This is a genomic window from Actinomyces urinae, from assembly GCF_900119695.1.
Classification (GTDB): domain Bacteria; phylum Actinomycetota; class Actinomycetes; order Actinomycetales; family Actinomycetaceae; genus Gleimia; species Gleimia urinae.
Genome location: NZ_LT632547.1, coordinates 947,156 through 964,178 on the forward strand (window position 1 = coordinate 947,156; position 17,023 = coordinate 964,178).

At 55.6% G+C, this 17,023-nt stretch carries 13 protein-coding genes; 1 reads left to right on the forward strand and 12 read right to left on the reverse strand.

The window, feature by feature from the left end; translation table 11 throughout:
- Nucleotides 1-82 precede the first annotated feature (82 nt).
- The 4 genes from BQ7114_RS05665 to BQ7114_RS05680 are packed head-to-tail and all read right to left on the reverse strand — an operon-like array spanning nucleotide 83 to nucleotide 5,303.
- Nucleotides 83-1,327: an NAD(P)/FAD-dependent oxidoreductase gene (locus tag BQ7114_RS05665; protein ID WP_143236798.1), complete on the reverse strand. Its 1,245-nt coding sequence runs from the start codon at nucleotides 1,325-1,327 to the stop codon at nucleotides 83-85.
- Nucleotides 1,320-2,708, reverse strand: a complete 1,389-nt coding sequence (locus tag BQ7114_RS05670) for an NAD(P)/FAD-dependent oxidoreductase (RefSeq protein ID WP_072343062.1) — start codon at nucleotides 2,706-2,708, stop codon at nucleotides 1,320-1,322. The genes BQ7114_RS05665 and BQ7114_RS05670 overlap by 8 nt, the downstream gene beginning before the upstream one ends.
- Nucleotides 2,698-3,882: an ethanolamine utilization protein EutH gene (locus BQ7114_RS05675; RefSeq protein ID WP_072343066.1), complete on the reverse strand. Its 1,185-nt coding sequence runs from the start codon at nucleotides 3,880-3,882 to the stop codon at nucleotides 2,698-2,700. Before BQ7114_RS05675 ends, BQ7114_RS05670 begins: the two co-directional genes overlap by 11 nt.
- Nucleotides 3,883-3,884: 2 nt before the next feature.
- Nucleotides 3,885-5,303, reverse strand: a complete 1,419-nt coding sequence (locus tag BQ7114_RS05680) for an FGGY family carbohydrate kinase (protein ID WP_072343069.1) — start codon at nucleotides 5,301-5,303, stop codon at nucleotides 3,885-3,887.
- Nucleotides 5,304-5,467: 164 nt separating this feature from the next.
- Between BQ7114_RS05680 and BQ7114_RS05685 the strand changes: the two genes are divergently transcribed.
- Nucleotides 5,468-6,250, forward strand: coding sequence for a DeoR/GlpR family DNA-binding transcription regulator (locus BQ7114_RS05685; protein ID WP_072343072.1), 783 nt, complete (start codon nucleotides 5,468-5,470; stop codon nucleotides 6,248-6,250).
- Nucleotides 6,251-6,288: 38 nt separating this feature from the next.
- Here BQ7114_RS05685 and BQ7114_RS05690 read toward each other — a convergent pair whose 3' ends face one another.
- The 8 genes from BQ7114_RS05690 to BQ7114_RS05725 all read right to left on the reverse strand — a co-directional run bounded on the left by BQ7114_RS05690 (nucleotide 6,289) and on the right by BQ7114_RS05725 (nucleotide 16,941).
- A complete protein-coding gene (locus BQ7114_RS05690) occupies nucleotides 6,289-6,540 on the reverse strand; it encodes a hypothetical protein (RefSeq protein WP_143236799.1) in 252 nt (83 codons plus the stop codon).
- A complete protein-coding gene (gene feoB / locus BQ7114_RS05695; protein ID WP_072343075.1) occupies nucleotides 6,537-8,762 on the reverse strand; it encodes a ferrous iron transport protein B in 2,226 nt (741 codons plus the stop codon). Before feoB ends, BQ7114_RS05690 begins: the two co-directional genes overlap by 4 nt.
- The gene (locus tag BQ7114_RS05700; RefSeq protein ID WP_072343078.1) at nucleotides 8,759-8,983 is read right to left on the reverse strand and encodes a FeoA family protein; all 225 of its coding nucleotides are present in this window, start codon (nucleotides 8,981-8,983) and stop codon (nucleotides 8,759-8,761) included. Before BQ7114_RS05700 ends, feoB begins: the two co-directional genes overlap by 4 nt.
- Nucleotides 8,984-9,272: 289 nt before the next feature.
- Nucleotides 9,273-11,975 carry a pyruvate, phosphate dikinase gene (gene ppdK, locus BQ7114_RS05705; RefSeq protein WP_072343081.1) on the reverse strand — a complete coding sequence of 901 codons (2,703 nt, stop codon included), beginning with the start codon at nucleotides 11,973-11,975 and terminating at the stop codon, nucleotides 9,273-9,275.
- Between the two features lie 206 nt (nucleotides 11,976-12,181).
- A complete protein-coding gene (locus tag BQ7114_RS05710) occupies nucleotides 12,182-14,647 on the reverse strand; it encodes an ATP-dependent Clp protease ATP-binding subunit (protein ID WP_072343084.1) in 2,466 nt (821 codons plus the stop codon).
- 91 nt (nucleotides 14,648-14,738) lie between these two features.
- Entirely contained in the window at nucleotides 14,739-15,167 is a 429-nt protein-coding gene (gene dtd / locus BQ7114_RS05715) for a D-aminoacyl-tRNA deacylase (RefSeq protein WP_072343087.1), read from the reverse strand.
- Nucleotides 15,164-16,363 carry a CAF17-like 4Fe-4S cluster assembly/insertion protein YgfZ gene (gene ygfZ / locus BQ7114_RS05720; RefSeq protein ID WP_072343090.1) on the reverse strand — a complete coding sequence of 400 codons (1,200 nt, stop codon included), beginning with the start codon at nucleotides 16,361-16,363 and terminating at the stop codon, nucleotides 15,164-15,166. Before ygfZ ends, dtd begins: the two co-directional genes overlap by 4 nt.
- A gap of 2 nt (nucleotides 16,364-16,365) precedes the next feature.
- Nucleotides 16,366-16,941: a heme-binding beta-barrel domain-containing protein gene (locus BQ7114_RS05725; protein ID WP_072343093.1), complete on the reverse strand. Its 576-nt coding sequence runs from the start codon at nucleotides 16,939-16,941 to the stop codon at nucleotides 16,366-16,368.
- Nucleotides 16,942-17,023: the final 82 nt, after the last annotated feature.

Below are 17,023 nucleotides of genomic sequence, written 5' to 3' on the forward strand. Positions count from 1 at the left end.
GGCCCACTATCATTAGTTTCCGCAGAAAAAATCGGAGGGGTGGGCTCCAAGATCTTGGAGCTCACCCCTCCGACTCAGAATTTTACGCTAGCGCGATCTCCACATCTCCTCCGAGCGGATCTACTGTATCAAGCACATCAGCTGGAATACGGAAGACCCTACCTGGCGCTGCGGGCCACGGCACGCGTTTACGTGCCACTTCCACTCCTTTTTGCCTTACTGACACAGTGGGCGCGGCATCAAAGACGTCAACCCACGCGATAAGACGGTTACGAGCGACCTCAGGCCCTCCGGGCACGTAAGTTGCTGGATATATCCATCTAATCGGACGCGCAGGTTTAATCGTTATCGGATGTTTGGCTTTCTGTTGCCCGGACAGATAAGCCAGTACTTGGTCGGCGACATACTCCCCTTCTAGGCTGACCACATCTGCAGTTTCTACAGGGTGGTTCACGTTACCAACTGTGAAAATACCGGGGACAGATGTTTGCATAGTCTGATCGGTCTTGGGGCCAAGATGATTAGGATCAATATCTACCCCGCGCTTTACCAGCAATTCGTTGTCTGGAATCCAGTCACCAGTGAACACAACCGTGTCGCACTCCAAAATGCGGCGTTGGCCATCTTTTTGCTCAATTTCAACGCTCTGTACTCGCCTCTTTCCATTAATTCGAACTACCTTCGAGTTGGTAATTACCTTTGTTTGGAACAGGGCGCGCCCGCCCAAGCGGAACGCCGAGTAAGACTCCCCTTTAGGGTACTCAGTGACGAGTGCAGTCGTGTCACAACCGGCTTGCTTTAGGGTCATAACCGCTGACCAGCTAACTAACTCTGCACCGACCACCACAGCTCGTCTACCGACCTTTTGGTGGTACAGATGCACAAGGTTCTGCAACTGACCCGTAGTGTAGATTCCAGCAGGCCGATCACCTGGAATTATTCGAGCGGGACGAGGCCTCTCTCGCGCACCGGTAGCGAAAACGAATACATCCGGACGCACATCATAACGGCCGTCAGGGGTTGTCACCTGAAGTGTCCTATCGTCACCCCAGCCGGTTGCCATTGCCTGAGTCATAAGTTTCGCGCCAGCACGCAGAGCATCTTCTGTCAGAACTTTTGCGTAGGCAGGCCCGGACATGAAGCGTTTTCTGTCTCGAATGCCATAACCTAGATGGTCGGCATGGCGGGGAATTCCGCCTGTGTTCTGTTCCCGTTCAATAACTAAGACCTCGCCATCGAGCACGGGAGCGAGTCGTTTAGCTGCACTTAGTCCAGCTGGTCCGCCTCCGATGATTGCAACCGTTGGGTTTAACATCTGCCTACTCATTGTTACCTCCGGCAAGTTCATCAAACGTAGCTTGCACTTTTGCGCCACAGAAGAATCCTTGACAACGACCGTTCATCGCTCGCGTGCGGCGTCTTAATCCGAATAATGTGGATGGAGGGATCGGAGACTGGAACGCGTCCCGGAGCTCGCCTCGGGTCACCCTTTCGCAGAAACAGACCACTTCGCCGTATTGGCTATCACATGCGATTTTTTCGTCATCTTCAAATGGCCTAGTAAGACTTTCGGCTAGTGGAGGCATCTTGTAAGTGGGCGGCAAGTCCTCCCGCATCGTCAGATCCAAGCCTGACTTTTCCATAAGCGAGAATACATACTCAGCAACCGCGAGAGCGGATGTAAGACCAGTTGATCTGATGGCAGCAGCAATTATGTAACGCTTAGAATCGTCGACCTCAATAAGGTAGTCTTTCTGGTTATTCGCAGCTCTTAATCCCGCGTATGCTGCCGTTACTTCCTCTTTCAACAGCTTTGGCATTATGCGCGATCCCTTTTCATAAAGGAAATCAAAGCCTTCTTCGGTGGTGGAAGTGTCAGTCTTATCCGTCATGTCTTCCGAAGTAGGTCCGAGCATGAGGTTGCCAAACGCTGTCGGGCTGATCAACACTCCCTTACCAGCCTTCGAAGGTGCTGCCAGGATTATCTTGTCTGTAAGAGGACGCGACAGCTTATCAAACACAAGAAGCTCTCCGCGCCTTGGATGAACCTTTAGACGATCGTAGCCGAACATAGCGTCGATACCATCAGACCCTAGTCCCGCCGCATTGACAACCCAGCGGGCTCGCAGAGGGCCTTGTGTGGTTTCTAGCTTCGTATATTCAGAACCAACATCAATGGAAGTCACCTTGTGATTCAGAAGTAGCTTGGCACCGCGACAAACCGCATCGGTTGCGTATCCGATAGGAACCGACCAAGCGTCGATTACAGACTCTCCCGGGACTACCAGGCCACCGGTTGCCCCTGGGCCCAAATCTGGAATCTGTTCGTACACTTCATCAGGAGAGATAATGTACGTTTCCGTGTAGCCGTTTTTTTCCGCCTTCTCCTTCAATGAAGGTAGTGATTCCGCCTGCTCATCATCCCAAGCGACGAGGATGGCGCCAGTAGTGTCGACTCCGACTCCAGATTCCGCACAGTATTCTCTAGTTAGGTGATAGCCCCGCGCTACAAGCTGCGCTTCAAGCGTGCCCGGAGAAGCATCATATCCCGTATGCAACAATGCAGTATTTGCTTTGGAAGTCCCTTCAACTACATCTTCTCGGCTGTCAACTAGCACAACGGAATACTTGGTTCCTGCAAAAGCTCGTGCAATTGCTGACCCAACAACTCCAGCGCCAATAACAGCAATATCGTAATCATTCGACATTTGGTTCCCCTCCAGTTTGTTTTGGCTCGACAGGGTTAACTGTTTGTAGATTGTCACCGGCTGCTGCTTGCGACTTCGGATCAAATGCCGGGTAACGTTTACGCGCTATTACGTACGCCAATGCTGTTGCGGAGATAGCGGCCACCAACTTACCCACGATCATCGGAACAATCATCTCTGGTGCCACACCTGCGGTGAATCCCAGATGATCTCCAAGAAGCGCCATTGCGGAAACAGCCCACGCGGTATTGATAAAGATCCCGCGCTTATCCATCTTCGACATCAGGCCGAAGGTAGGAATTGCATTTGCGAGGCTCATAACGATTCCGCCTGAAGCGACCTCGTTCATTCCCATAACTCGCCCGAAGGCAGCTAGTGGTTTACGCGCGACTTTTGTAATCACATACATGAGGGGGAAAGCCCCCATCAAGAATACGCAAATCTGCGCTACGATAGTTAGCCCCTCCTCGATGGGCACTAGCTCCCAACCCGCGGGCATTATTTGCCAACCGGTCAAAAATTCAAACGCTACAATGCCCAGCGCAATCGAGATGATAAAGACGAGCGCTTTGCCGAATCCCAAGAATCCTCGAGTCATTGCTTCGGGAGCTTTCCAAAGTCCAAATGCAATAAGCGCTGCGGCGATGATAATCGGAATGAGATTCTTCAGAATCATTACCACGCCATAACCGGCGACCAAGCCACCTGCTAACACGCCAAGTGGAATAGTGACAACGCCGACCAGGACACCGTTGGCAAAATACGGTCGGTCCTCCTCTTCCACGATTCCTAGCCCCACAGGGATTGTAAACACCACAGTGCAACCCAACATGGAGGCGAGAATAGCCCCGGCGAGCATGGCGGCCTCATCTGATTGCGCCATCTGAACTGCGAGGTGGAATCCACCCATATCGTTTGCGAGCAAGGTACCAGCGAACATTGATGGATCGGCACCGAAAAACTTGTAAATAGGAACAATAACCGGATTCAGCACCTTCGCTAATATAGGCGCTAGGGAAATCATTCCAATCATTGACAACGCTAACGGGCCGAATGTATTAAGCCCCTCTTCCAGTTGCTCACCAAGCTTAAATTTACTTCCAATAGCCCGGTCTAGCGCCGCAACTATGAGCGCAAACGCCATTATTACGACAATAATTTGGTTCAATCCCATGATTACAGCTCCAAGGTTGACTCGACTGCGGCACGCCACGCCGATCTATAAGACTCGACATCATCTGCGCTACGTTGCGGTTCATAAGTTGCAGCTGGCTTCCAATCGAAAGGCCCCTCTTCAATCGTTAGGTCCGGATTCAGAGCCAACCGCATACAGGCAGCTGTGCCCAGTGCAGTGGCGTGAGCAGATGGATAGGTGTCGATTGGGGTCTGCAACATATCGGCCTGCGATTGCATGAGCACCTTGGACCGCGTTAGACCGCCGTCAACACGAAGCCTGCGAAGAGGCTCTCCTAGCTCTCCGTGAGTCAGATCCGCCAGCTCCGCAATTTGTGCTGCGATGCCGTCTAGCATTGCCTTAACTACCTGTGGTTTGCCGGTGGATAACCGCATGCCTGACAAGAAGGCTCCCGCGTCTGGCTTCCACCAAGGCGCTGCCAGTCCGGCAAAGGATGGTGCAAATAGAACACCGCCAGAGTCCTCGGCCGCAATTTCATCCATTTGCGGAGCGCCAGTAATGATTCCCATCTCTTCTAGCCACCGCACCGCAGAGGCCGCTGTGTATACCTGGCCGTCCGAGCAGTAGTTTGTCTTGCCGCGGAGAGTCCACGCTACTGAAGTGGTAAGACCATTATCGAACCTAGGGGCATCTTCGCCCATATTCACAAGAATGAAAGCGCCCGTACCGTAGGTGCACTTTCCTTCGCCTCGATTAAAACACTTCTGGGCAAACAGCGCGGCTTGCTGGTCAACGATTAGACCACCCACCGGCACGGGAGAACCGGTGAAAATGGAAGTTTCTCCAACGATTTCATCACAAGCTACGACCTTCGGCATACGTTCATTGGAGAGCCCAAAGATATCAAGCAGTTTTTCATCCCACTGAGTTGAATCAACGTTCAACAGCAGCGATCGCGACGCCGTTGACACATCCGTTACAAACTCACCTGTCAGCTGGTAAACCATCCAAGTATCAGTAGTAGTTACCACACCTTTGCTGGTGAGGTTTTCACGAAGCCAGGTCATCTTCGGAGCGGTGAAATAACAATCCAGCACTAGACCGGTGCGTTGATGCACCTCATCCGTGAACTCTTGCAACCGTTCCACAACCGTTTGCGCACGGCGGTCCTGCCACACAATACAGGTGGTAAGAGGCTCGCCCGTTTCTGGATCCCACGCGAGGATGGTCTCACCTTGATTCGCTAAGGAGACGCCTTCAATAGGCAGGCCTGCTTTTGCCACAGCCTCTTTGCCCACCTCAATAATGGAGTTCAAGAGCTCCCGCGGATCTTGCTCCACGCCCCCGTTTGGTAAATAGTCTGGGAAGATTGCCTTCTCCACCACCGCGTGAACACCCTGCTCATCGACCACAATCGCCTTCGATCCCGAAGTTCCCTGGTCTAATGCAAGAATAGCCACGTTGCCACCTTTCGTTATCACAGTATCGTTATCGCGCTTGCGACACCTTCGTCGCTTAACAAAATCTCAACGGAATCAGTCGTTTCCGCAATTCTGTTCAGATTGTTGTTTTAAGCGTAAGTCCGTTTGGAATTCAACTCAACGAATGTGGAATAGTGTGGATTATGACCATAAAGATTGTTCAAGAGCGACATCGATACATCATTCAGGAGATTCGGTCTAGCGGTAGCGTCTCCACGTTAGATCTAGCTCGCACATTACGGGTTTCCGGGGAAACCATCCGGCGCGATTTCGCTTATCTAGAACAGCAGGGTTTCCTTCATAGAGTTTATGGAGGTGCGGTACTAACTGATTTAAAGGTAACCACTGAACCCGGTTTTCACGAAAGACGCTCAATCAACCCTCACGCCAAATCTGAAATCGGTCGAACCGCCGCGGAACTGCTCAACGATGAAACTTCTATTTTTATTGACGTAGGCACTACCGCAGAAACCATTGCAGTCGCACTTCCCCCGCAATGGAAGGGCACAGTCTTCACAAATTCTCTTCTTGTGGCTGAAGCACTCCCCTCCCGCAACAAGGTGGAGACTATTCTCACGCCCGGAGTTCTAAACCAGGAGGAGAGGTACGTTAGGGGATCTTCTACCGCATTGTTTCTAGACCGAATTCATTTCGACACCGCATTCATTTCTTGCGGAGGAATTGATATTGCGGGCGCAACCGACTTTGATGCGGACACAATTGAACTCAAGCGCATTGCAGCCTCAAGATCTAATCAGACCTTCATTATTGCCGATTCTACGAAGCATAATCGCATGGGCACATTCGAAGTTTCGCGCTGGTACGAACTATCAGGACTAATCACAAACGAGTTCCCACCGGAGAGAATACGAGCAACCATCGTCCAATCCGGTGGTCGAGTAATAACCCCTAACACGGACGCTTGAGCCATCGAACTGAGTTTTCCCTGTCAAACCTACCTCTATTAACCAGCCGACAGGGGGCAGCCTGCGCAGTGGACTTTCACCTCTTGCGAAGTTCCACCGCCGCAGGCCCCCAAACCGGATGAGCACAGCGACCCTGCGCTTTGCAAGCGCCCCGACCGGTTCAAATGGTCGACCATCACTTGCGCAATCTCAACCCGTAGCCCCGCCCGCTGGGCAGCTGACTCCAAGGTTGCGCCTTGCCTCAGCTCATCCATCAGCCGGTAAAGAGGCGGCCGGTTCTGGGTAATCACCACAGCAGCCTGCCAACCTGGAACACCAGCACCGCCAGCAACCAGGCTGCAGCCAACTGAACGACCATTGCGCCAACCGTCCAGCGCGCCCCGATCTGGCGCTTTTGCTCCGCAACCGTAGCCAAACACGGCGTGTAAGTCAGGACGAACACGAGGAACCCGAACGCCGCCAAAGCCGCGTACTGCTCTCCAGCAGTCCTCTCAAATGATACCGTCACCAACTCGGGTAGCGAACCCAGATCATCGCCACCATCTTCAGCGTCACCTGCCGCAGACTCATCCAGGTTGTAAGAAGTCACGATCGAAGAAATCAGCGTTTCTTTAGCCACAAAGCCCGTCATCAGCGCACCAGTCATGTGCCAATCACCAAAACCAGTGGGCTTAAACACCGGTTCAAGAACGCGCGCGGTAGAACCGTACAAAGAGTTCTCCATCGGCAGTTCCTCATCAGCGAAAGAGTAGCCCTTTGCCATCGGGATTGAGCTCATCAGCCACACCACAAGAGTCATCACCACAATGATCTTGCCTGCGCCCTTCACAAATGCCCACGCCCGGTTCCAAGTATTTTGTAAAATCACGAAAATACGCGGCATCTGGTAAGCCGGCAGTACCAGCATTAGTGGCGCCCTCGACTCTCCCTTTGTGATGAACGGTTTCAGCACGAGCGCTCCGAGCACCACCATGAACAGCGACAAAACGTACATCAAGAACACGATATTGCCGGCGTTATCTGCAAAGAAGATTCGCGCGATCATCAAATAGATCGTGAGCCTAGCTGCGCAAGAGGTGTAAGGAATGATCAGCGTTGTAACCAAACGCTGCTTGGCGTTGGGCAGCGTGCGAGTTGCCGCAAGCGACGGCAAGTTGCATCCAAAGCCCATAATCAGAGGCAAGATTACGCGCCCGTCCAGGCCGATCATACGCATCACGCGATCCCCCAGGAACGCTGCGCGCGCCATGTAGCCAGAGTCTTCCAAGATCGCGATCGCCAAAAAGATCACGAACATAAGCGGAACGAACGAGGCCACTACGCCCAGGCCAACCGCCAGGCCATTAACAAACAGGGACTCAACCCAAGTGCCGGACAAGCCCACGCCCGCAAATGCAAACTTCAAAAGATTAGCCAGCGAGAACGCGCCCTCATCGGTGCTGGAGAACAGCCCGTCGAAGAAGTCCTGTACCGGGCCAACCCAGCTACCCGCAGCCTGGAACAGAAGCCACATGAGTAGGAAGAATACCGGGATACCAACCAACGGGTGAAGAAGGAGGGAATCAATCTTGTCTGAACGTGACGGTTTACGCGCAGAATCGCGTTCACGCCCCGCCTGTTCCTCGACCCGCTCAACCCACGCAAACAGTTTTGCAGCTCGGTCAAACTCGGACGTTCCAGCTAGGCGTGCCGCCTCCGCAGAGGAGTCAGCCGGGCCGATGCTTGTATTCTCTGCACTAGAGCATCCGCAATCTACCGCGCTCGACACCGGAGCGCCCTCACCAATTCCCAAAATCTGCGGGGACTTCGACTTATCAATCTGATCAAACGCCGCCTGCGCTGCTACCTGGTTAAAACCGGGAGCAGTTGGATCCGGCAGAATAGACTTTACGCGAGGCCGAGAAATCAGAGCAGAACGGATCATGTCTTCAACCGCACGCACTCCCTGCTTTGTGCGCACATCCGCCGCCAGAATCGGGATGCCGAGCGTGTTCGAAAGCGCGGCCGCGTCAACAACCTCACCCTCGTGTTCCACGACATCCGCCATCGTTATAACGCCAACCATCGGGCGCCCGGTTTGCGCCACCTGGCCAAGCAGATACAAGCTGCGCGTCATCGCCGAGGCGTCGAGCATCATGACCACCAGGTCAATCGACTGCCCCGACGCCATGTCCGTAGCTGACCCTGTGGCTCCTGCCAAGGTATCGACAACGACCTGCTCATCCTCAGAATTAGCCACCAGCGAGTAGGTGCCCGGAAGATCAATAACGCGTGCTCCGAGCGCCGTGGACCGACCCTGCATGAGCTCCACGGTTGTACCCGGAGCATTAACAACTGCCTGATGAGCACCCGTGACCGCGTTAAAGAAGGTGGACTTACCAACGTTTGGGTTACCTACCAGCACCACGGTGTCACGAGGATGGCGCACATCCTTGACGTCTAAAAGAACAGACCTGGCCTGCGGATTATCGCAAGACTGCGGATTTCCCGGCGAACACTTTGGACAACTCACTTAACCAACTCCACGTCAATCAGCTTTGAAGAACGATGGTCTACCGCGACTCGCGCTCCTCCGATATTTAGGACCATGCCTCCAAAGGCGGCGCGGTTTACGACTGTGAAATGCGCTCCTGAACGCAAACCCAGTTCTTGCACCCGTAGCTGGTAACACGGTTGGACTTCAACATTTTGCAGCTGGCCGACATCGCCGCGCTTACACTCAGAAAGTTTCACACCGGAAAGATTCGATAAGGCATACCTAACCTGCAACGAGCGTTATGTAAATCAGCTCCCCGCCAAAACACTGAAAAGCGCTTTTCCCGTGATTGCAGGCAAATCCACCAATTACCCGAACGCATACAACCCGTAAAATACAAGAATTACGAAACAATACGCGATCATAAATGCCTATATTTACGAAACAATGTTGTTGCATAAATAGTGTTGGGGCTGGAGAAAGGTTTTAAAACTCTCTCCAGCCCCAACTGTGAAGCTGTCAATGAAGCTCCTTAGAAGCCCCTGATTAGCCCTCCATTACCGCTGCGCGACCAGACTCGAGACGGGCCACCGGAACGCGGAACGGTGAACAGGACACGTAGTTCAGATCCGTCTTATGGAAGAAGTGGATCGAATCCGGGTCACCGCCGTGCTCACCGCAAATGCCGAGCTTCAAGTTCGGCTTGGTGCTACGACCGCGCTCTGCACCCATGCGAACAAGGGCACCAACACCCTCCTGGTCGATCGTCTCAAACGGAGAGACACCGAACACAGAATCTTGGATGTAGGTCGGGAAGATCGTGCCCTCCACGTCATCACGCGAGAAGCCCCACACCGTCTGAGTGAGGTCGTTTGTTCCGAACGAGAAGAAGTCAGCCTCGGTAGCCAAATCGGCAGCGGTGACAGCCGCGCGCGGAAGCTCCACCATGCAGCCAAGCGGGAAGTCGTGCTCCACTCCGGCGGCGGCAACCTCGTCACGGATCAAAGCCTCAGCTTCTTCACGAACCCTGTGCAACTCGCGAACCGAACCAACGAGGGGAACCATGATCTCGGGACGAGGATCCAGGCCCTCCTTCTTCAGCTTCAACGCGGCCTCAACAAGAGCGCGGATCTGAAGTGCGAACAAGCCCGGTAGCAAAATACCCAGACGAACGCCTCGGGTACCGAGCATCGGGTTGGTCTCATGCAGACGACGAACCGCCTCAAGAATCGTGCGGTCCTCAGGGGAAAGTTCCTCGCCCTGAGCGCGCTGCACCGCAGCCTTAATCTCAAGCTGAGTAAGGTCTGGAAGGAACTCGTGAAGCGGCGGGTCGATCAAACGAACCGTCATCTCGCGGCCATCCATTACGCGCAGCATTTCTTCAAAGTCGGCAAACTGGAGGCGCTCTAGCTCCGCGAGAGCGTCAGTACGATCCTGCGAATCGGCCGGCGACAAAATCACTCGCTCCACCAGGGCGCGACGCTCACCGAGGAACATGTGCTCCGTGCGGCAAAGACCAATGCCCTCCGCACCGAAGCTAAGTGCGCGAGCCGCATCGTCTGGCGTATCCGCGTTGGCGCGAACAGAGAGGCGGCGCTTCTCATCGGCATGCGTCAAAATGCGATCAACCGACTTGATAAGATCCGCAACCATCTCATCATCTGCAGCCGCTGCCAGACCAGCCTCCAGCCCCTCAGCGAGGTAGGTGGTCACAGCCGAATCCGTAACCGGCACATCACCGACGAACACCTCACCGGTCATGCCGTCAATACCAATCACATCGCCATTGCGCAGAACCTGGTCACCAACCCGGATGAACTTCTTCTTTTCCTTAACAACCAGTTCTTCAGCGCCAACAACAGCGGTCTTACCCATACCACGAGCAACTACGGCTGCGTGCGAGGTCTTACCACCGCGAGCGGTCAAAATACCCTCTGCGGCAACCATGCCCGGAAGGTCATCCGGGTTGGTCTCACGGCGAACCAAGATGACCTTGCGGCCTTCCGCGGCAGCGGCAACGGCGTCCTCGTTATTGAAAACAATTTCGCCAACGGCAGCGCCCGGCGAAGCAGCCATCGCCTTCGTCAGCAGCGTCTTCTCGGCCTTCGCGTCGAACTGCGGGAACATCAGCTGGGTAAGCTGCTCACCCGTCACGCGAGTAAGAGCCTCATCCATATCGATCAAGCCCTCATCAACCAGCTGGGTGGCAATACGGAACGCGGCGGCAGCCGTACGCTTACCCACACGCGTCTGCAGCATCCACAGCTTGCCGTTCTCAATCGTGAACTCAATATCGCACAGATCCTGGTAGTGCTTCTCGAGCTTATCCATAATTGCAATCAGCTCGTCGTACGACTTCTTGTCATGCGTTGCAAGCTGAACCAAAGGCTCCGTGTTACGGATACCCGCAACCACGTCCTCGCCCTGAGCGTTCATCAGAATGTCGCCGTACACACCGGAGTGGCCAGTGGAGGGGTCACGCGTAAAGCAAACACCCGTGCCCGAATCCTCTCCCATGTTGCCAAACACCATGGTCTGGACGTTCACGGCAGTGCCCAAATCATCCGAAATGCGTTCGCGACGGCGGTAAATCTTTGCGCGCTCCGTGTTCCAAGACAGGAATACTGCCTCAATACCAAGATCAAGCTGCTCGCGCGGATCCTGCGGGAATTCACGGCCCGCAGCTTCCTTAGTAATCTGCTTAAACTCAGCGACGAGTTCCTTCAGATCCTCTGCGGAGAGTTCGTGGTCAAAGTGAACACCGCGACTCTCCTTGATGTGGTCAAGTGCATCCAAGTAGAGGGCGCCATCGACGCCAAGCACGGTGTCACCAAACATCTGCACCAGGCGACGGTAGGAGTCCCACGCGAAACGCTCGTTACCCGAAGCCTTTGCAAGCCCCAGCACCGACTCGTCGTTGAGGCCGATGTTAAGCACCGTGTTCATCATGCCCGGCATCGAGAACTTAGCGCCCGAGCGAACCGACACCAGCAACGGGTTGTCCGCATCTCCGAGCTTGCGTCCCATCTTCTCCTCAACAGCAGCCAAATTCTCCGTGACTGCTGGCGCGAGCTCCGCGGGAACACCACCCTGCTTCATGTACTCACGGCAAGCATCCGTAGTAATCGTGAACCCAGGAGGAACCGGGAGTCCGAGCTTGGTCATCTCGGCAAGGTTTGCACCCTTGCCACCAAGCAAGTCCTTCATGTCTTTATCGCCTTCGGAGAAGCGGTAGACGTACTTGACCATTCGTGGCCTCTACTTTCTATAACCAGTTTGTTACATAGCCACGCCATCGCGGCTAGTGCTCACACACTGCTTCCAGGGTAACAACTTGGGGCCAAGTTGCGTTAACTGAGCCGAAGTGCTGCAAAAATGCCCACCCTTTGTGCAAGAATGACCTCCCGGCACTCGAACCGGGAGGTCATGCGCATTATTTGCTACCCGGTTTTGCGTTAGCGAACCGGAGTGAAAGTGAAGTGGCGCTCGCCTTCCTCACCCTCGGCATCAACGCGCACCGTATCGCCGCTCTTGATTTCGCCAAACAGGATCTTCTCTGACAGCATGTCTTCAATCTCGCGCTGAATAGCACGACGTAGCGGACGAGCGCCGAGCACCGGGTCGAATCCCTTATCTGCAAGCAGTAAGCGGGCAGCCTCGGTCATCTCCAGCTTCATATCCTGCTCGCGCATACGCTCATCAAGCCTGGCGATCATCAGATCAACGATCTTAACGATCTGATCCTTCTGAAGCGGCGGGAACACGATCGTTTCATCCACGCGGTTCAAGAACTCGGGGCGGAAGTGCTGCTTCAGCTCCTCGTTCACCTTCTGCTTCATGCGATCGTAATCATTCGCCTGCGTGCCCGTGGCCTGGAAGCCCGTCAGCACGCCCTTATTAATGTCGCGCGTACCGAGGTTCGTGGTCATGATGATGATCGTGTTCTTGAAGTCAACCACGCGGCCCTGCGAATCCGTCAGGCGGCCTTCCTCCAAAATCTGTAGTAGCGAGTTGAAGATGTCGGCGTGCGCCTTCTCCACCTCGTCAAACAGCACCACAGAGAACGGGCGGCGACGCACCTTCTCAGTAAGCTGGCCACCCTCGTCGTAACCCACATAGCCCGGAGGGGCGCCAAACAGGCGCGAGGCGGTGTGCTTCTCCGAGAACTCCGACATATCCAACTGGATCAGGGCGTCCTCATCACCAAATAAGAACTCGGCAAGAGCCTTCGCCAGCTCCGTCTTACCCACACCCGTCGGACCCGCAAAAATAAACGAGCCGCCCGGACGCTTCGGATCCTTCAAACCTGAATGCGTGCGACGAATCGACTGCGACAGCGCACGGACCGCGTCCTCCTGGCCAATAATGCGCTTATGAAGCTCAGTCTCCATGTTGAGGATCTTGTGCGACTCAGCCTCCGTCAGCTTCACCACCGGAATACCCGTAGACATTGCGAGGACCTCCGCGATCTCAGCCTCGCCAATCTCGCCAATCGTGTCCATATCGCCAGCGCGCCACGAACGTTCCTTCTCTTCACGCTGCTCCGTCAGCTTCTTCTCCTCATCACGAAGCGCAGCCGCGCGCTCAAAGTCCTGATCATCAATCGCGGACTCCTTATTGCGACGCACCTCAGAAATACGCTCATCGAGCTCGCGAAGCTCCGGCGGCGCCGTCATGCGGCGAATACGCATACGCGCGCCAGCCTCATCCACAAGGTCAATAGCCTTATCTGGCATGAAGCGATCCGAAATGTAACGATCAGCCATCTGCGCCGCAGCCGCCAGAGCCTCATCCGAAATAATGATGCGGTGATGGGCCTCGTAACGGTCACGCAGGCCCTTCAAGATCGCGATGGTCTCTTCAACCGAGGGCTCTTCCACCTTCACCGGCTGGAAACGCCGCTCCAAAGCCGCGTCCTTCTCAATGTACTTGCGGTACTCCTCCAACGTGGTTGCACCAATCGTCTGGAGCTCACCGCGCGCCAACATAGGTTTCAAAATCTGGGCCGCATCAATCGCGCCCTCAGCCGCGCCAGCACCAACCAGCGTGTGAATCTCATCGATAAACAAGATAATGTCGCCACGCGTGCGAATCTCTTTCAGTACCTTCTTCAAGCGCTCTTCAAAATCACCGCGGTAACGCGAACCCGCCACCAGCGAGCCCATATCAAGGCTGTAAATCTGCTTATCGCGCAACGTCTCTGGAACATCACCACGCACAATCGCCTGAGCGAGCCCCTCAACCACAGCGGTCTTACCCACGCCAGGCTCACCGATCAACACCGGGTTGTTCTTAGTACGACGCGACAGAATCTGCATTACGCGTTCCATCTCTTGCACGCGGCCAACCACCGGATCAAGCGATCCCTCCCGCGCGGCATTAGTGAGCGAGCGGCCAAACTGCTCCAACAACGCCGAATTCGTTTGCGGCTCACGCGCCGGACCGCCCACACCCACGGCCTCGCGCCCGCCCCCAGCCTGACGCTGGTAGCCGCGAAGCAACTGGATAACCGTCTCCCGCAACTGACCCAAATCCGCGCCAAGCTCAACGAGGACCTTTGTAGCCACGCCCTCGCCCTCACGGATCAAACCGAGCAACATATGCTCCGTACCGATGTAGTTATGGCCCAGCTGAAGAGCCTCGCGCAAAGCGAACTCCAAAACTTTCTTCGCTCGCGGAGTAAACGGAATCGTGCCCTCCGGAGCGGAAGAGCCCTTACCGATCATCTCCACAACCGTAGCCCGGACGGCCTCCGGCTCAATCCCAGTCATCTCCAGGGCCTTAGCAGCAACGCCTTCGCCCTCCTCAATCAAACCCAGCAACAAATGCTCCGTGCCGATGTAGTTGTGATTGAGTCCGCGCGCCTCATTCTGCGCTAGAACGACAACGCGGCGAGCGCGGTCGGTAAACCTCTCGAACATAGTCAGCCTTCCTAAGAATCTACTAACTACACAGTAGAGGCAGCGCTACACAAAATCGCGTTTGTTCACCATAAGCGAGAAACGCGCAGACTCACGCCTCCAGGAGTATCGTCACCGGCCCGTCGTTTGTGAGCGAAACCTGCATATCCGCTCCAAACACGCCCGTTTCTACATGCAGACCGTGCTTTGAGCGCAACTGCTCACCCACCGCCGCAACCAAAGGCTCTGCCACACCGCCCGGCGCAGCCGCCTGCCACGTGGGCCGCCGCCCCTTACGCGCATCCCCGTAGAGCGTGAACTGGGAAACCACCAGCACCTGCGCGTCCACATCAGTTGCAGACTTCTCATCATCCAAGATGCGAAGCGAAGCGATCTTGCGCGCGATCGTCTCCACCTGGACCGGCCCATCATCATGTGTCACGCCAACCAGTACGCAAAGCCCCTGGCCCGTGATCGCACCCACGACCTCGCCATCAACCGAGACTGACGCTCCCCTAACGCGCTGAATCACAGCCCTCACAGTGACCGGCCTCCAATACCAAAACCGCCCGGAGATCCCGGATGGCCCGCACCCGGCATTTCGCGGCGCGCCCGGCGAAGCTCCTCGCCCGGCCGTTCCTTTGGCGACGCCGATGAACGTCCCAGCGGATCCACGATTACTTCTTGCGCCGCGGCGACCTCCCCCTCATTCGTCTGCACGTCAAGCTGCACGTCCAGCGGAATCGCACGGCGGATCACCGCGAGCGCCATCGGCCCCCAATCCGCATGACGCGCCACCGAGGTCACTTGGCCAACCTTGCGGCTTTTAAGCATCACATCCGCACCCGGCTTAACCACGCGCGATTGCGACCCGTCAAGTTGCAACAGCACCAGCCTTCGCGGCGGCTTGCCCATATTCACGATGCGTGCCACCGACTCCTGCCCCGAATAGCAGCCCTTATTCAAATGCACTGCCGTGCGTAGCCAGTCGAGCTCGTGCGGAACCGTCTTATCATCAACCTCACGCCCAAAGCGCGGACGCAAATCCTCAATCCGCAAGGCCTCCCAGGCGTTGCGACCAGACCAACTGCCACGCTGGTCCCACGCCGACGCAAACTGGGCAAAGTGCTCTCGGTCTACGCCGTGTAGGACTCGGGTACGCCCCTGCGCGGGGTGAGTGAAGCCGCACGGAGTGTAGCTCGCCCCGCCCTCGGTCACGCCCGGCCACGGATCCACCCAGGTGAACAGGTAGCCCGGCAGATCCGCTACGGACCGGCTCGCGACCTGGTGCAAATCATCCACGTCCGTCTTCACGATGCTTCCAACCACCGCGATCTTGCTGGTCACGTTGCGCACTTCCACGCGCAACATGAACTGCATGCGCTGTAAGAACTCGGTTAAGTCCCCCGCCTTCGCACCCTCCACGAGGAGCGTTGCGACCTGCCCATCATCCAAAATGCCAGCTGCAAAACTAATGCGCCCATTCGGATCCAAAAGAAGTAGCTCGCGAGACTCCCCCGGTTGTAGCGCATTCACCACCTGCGACGAGATGGTAGTTAACCACGAAAGCCTATCTGGCCCCGAAACCTGCACCACCCCTAAGTCCGAGAGGTCAGACAGCGCCTGCCCCACCTCCAACTGCCACTGCTCACCGCTCCAATCACCAAAGCGAGCCGGCACATCCTCATCAAACTCATCTGGCACAGCTCCGGGCATATCCAGCAGTGGAGAGCGCATCACTACTCCTTCTCAAATGTCTCGATCGGTTTCGCTTCCTCAACGCGGGCCACTCGGCCCGAGACCACAAAATCACCCTTATCGGTATTCAAAGTCTCATTAAAGAAAATATCGGAGTTCACCAGGCCCAGCATCCGCTCGCCGAGCGATGCGGCCGGTGCCCCCTCCTTATGCACGGCCGTATCAATCAGCAGGCGAATACGCGGGCCCTGCACCCTGCCCACCCAAAGCCCGGCAATGCCGTCCGTGGACGCGGTGGTTACCTGCAGGTAGTTATCCTCCCCATCGGTGTCTTTGAGCACCTTCCAGTAGGCAGTTTCCTCACTGGCAACGCCCGAGCGGGGTAGCAAATCAATGCCCTCCAACGCGCCCACCTGCGCGTCAACCTCCACCACCGCATCCGTGTTAAACACAGCGAGGCGAGTAGACACCTGCTCGCCCACCACCTGGCAATCAAACTCAAACGTCACCAAGTTACTGCCTTCCGGCGAGCTCTGGGTGCCCCAACCAACCCACGTGCCCAGTAGCCAAGTTAGGGGCGCAACCTGACTGGGAAGATTCTGCGGAATAACGATCATGTACCCAGGCTAAAGCCGCGTGCGGACAATTGTTTGAGGCGTGCGGGCAAACCCTCACATGCCTCCAAGTTCTCAAAACAGG

Coding starts and splice junctions, on each gene's coding strand:
- BQ7114_RS05665 (WP_143236798.1), bottom strand. CDS start 1,327: ATGAGTAGGCAGATGTTAAACCCAACGGTTGCAATCATCGGAGGCGGA.
- BQ7114_RS05670 (WP_072343062.1), bottom strand. CDS start 2,708: ATGTCGAATGATTACGATATTGCTGTTATTGGCGCTGGAGTTGTTGGG.
- BQ7114_RS05675 (WP_072343066.1), bottom strand. CDS start 3,882: ATGGGATTGAACCAAATTATTGTCGTAATAATGGCGTTTGCGCTCATA.
- BQ7114_RS05685 (WP_072343072.1), top strand. CDS start 5,468: ATGACCATAAAGATTGTTCAAGAGCGACATCGATACATCATTCAGGAG.
- ppdK (WP_072343081.1), bottom strand. CDS start 11,975: ATGGTCAAGTACGTCTACCGCTTCTCCGAAGGCGATAAAGACATGAAG.
- BQ7114_RS05710 (WP_072343084.1), bottom strand. CDS start 14,647: ATGTTCGAGAGGTTTACCGACCGCGCTCGCCGCGTTGTCGTTCTAGCG.
- ygfZ (WP_072343090.1), bottom strand. CDS start 16,363: ATGCGCTCTCCACTGCTGGATATGCCCGGAGCTGTGCCAGATGAGTTT.
- BQ7114_RS05725 (WP_072343093.1), bottom strand. CDS start 16,941: ATGATCGTTATTCCGCAGAATCTTCCCAGTCAGGTTGCGCCCCTAACT.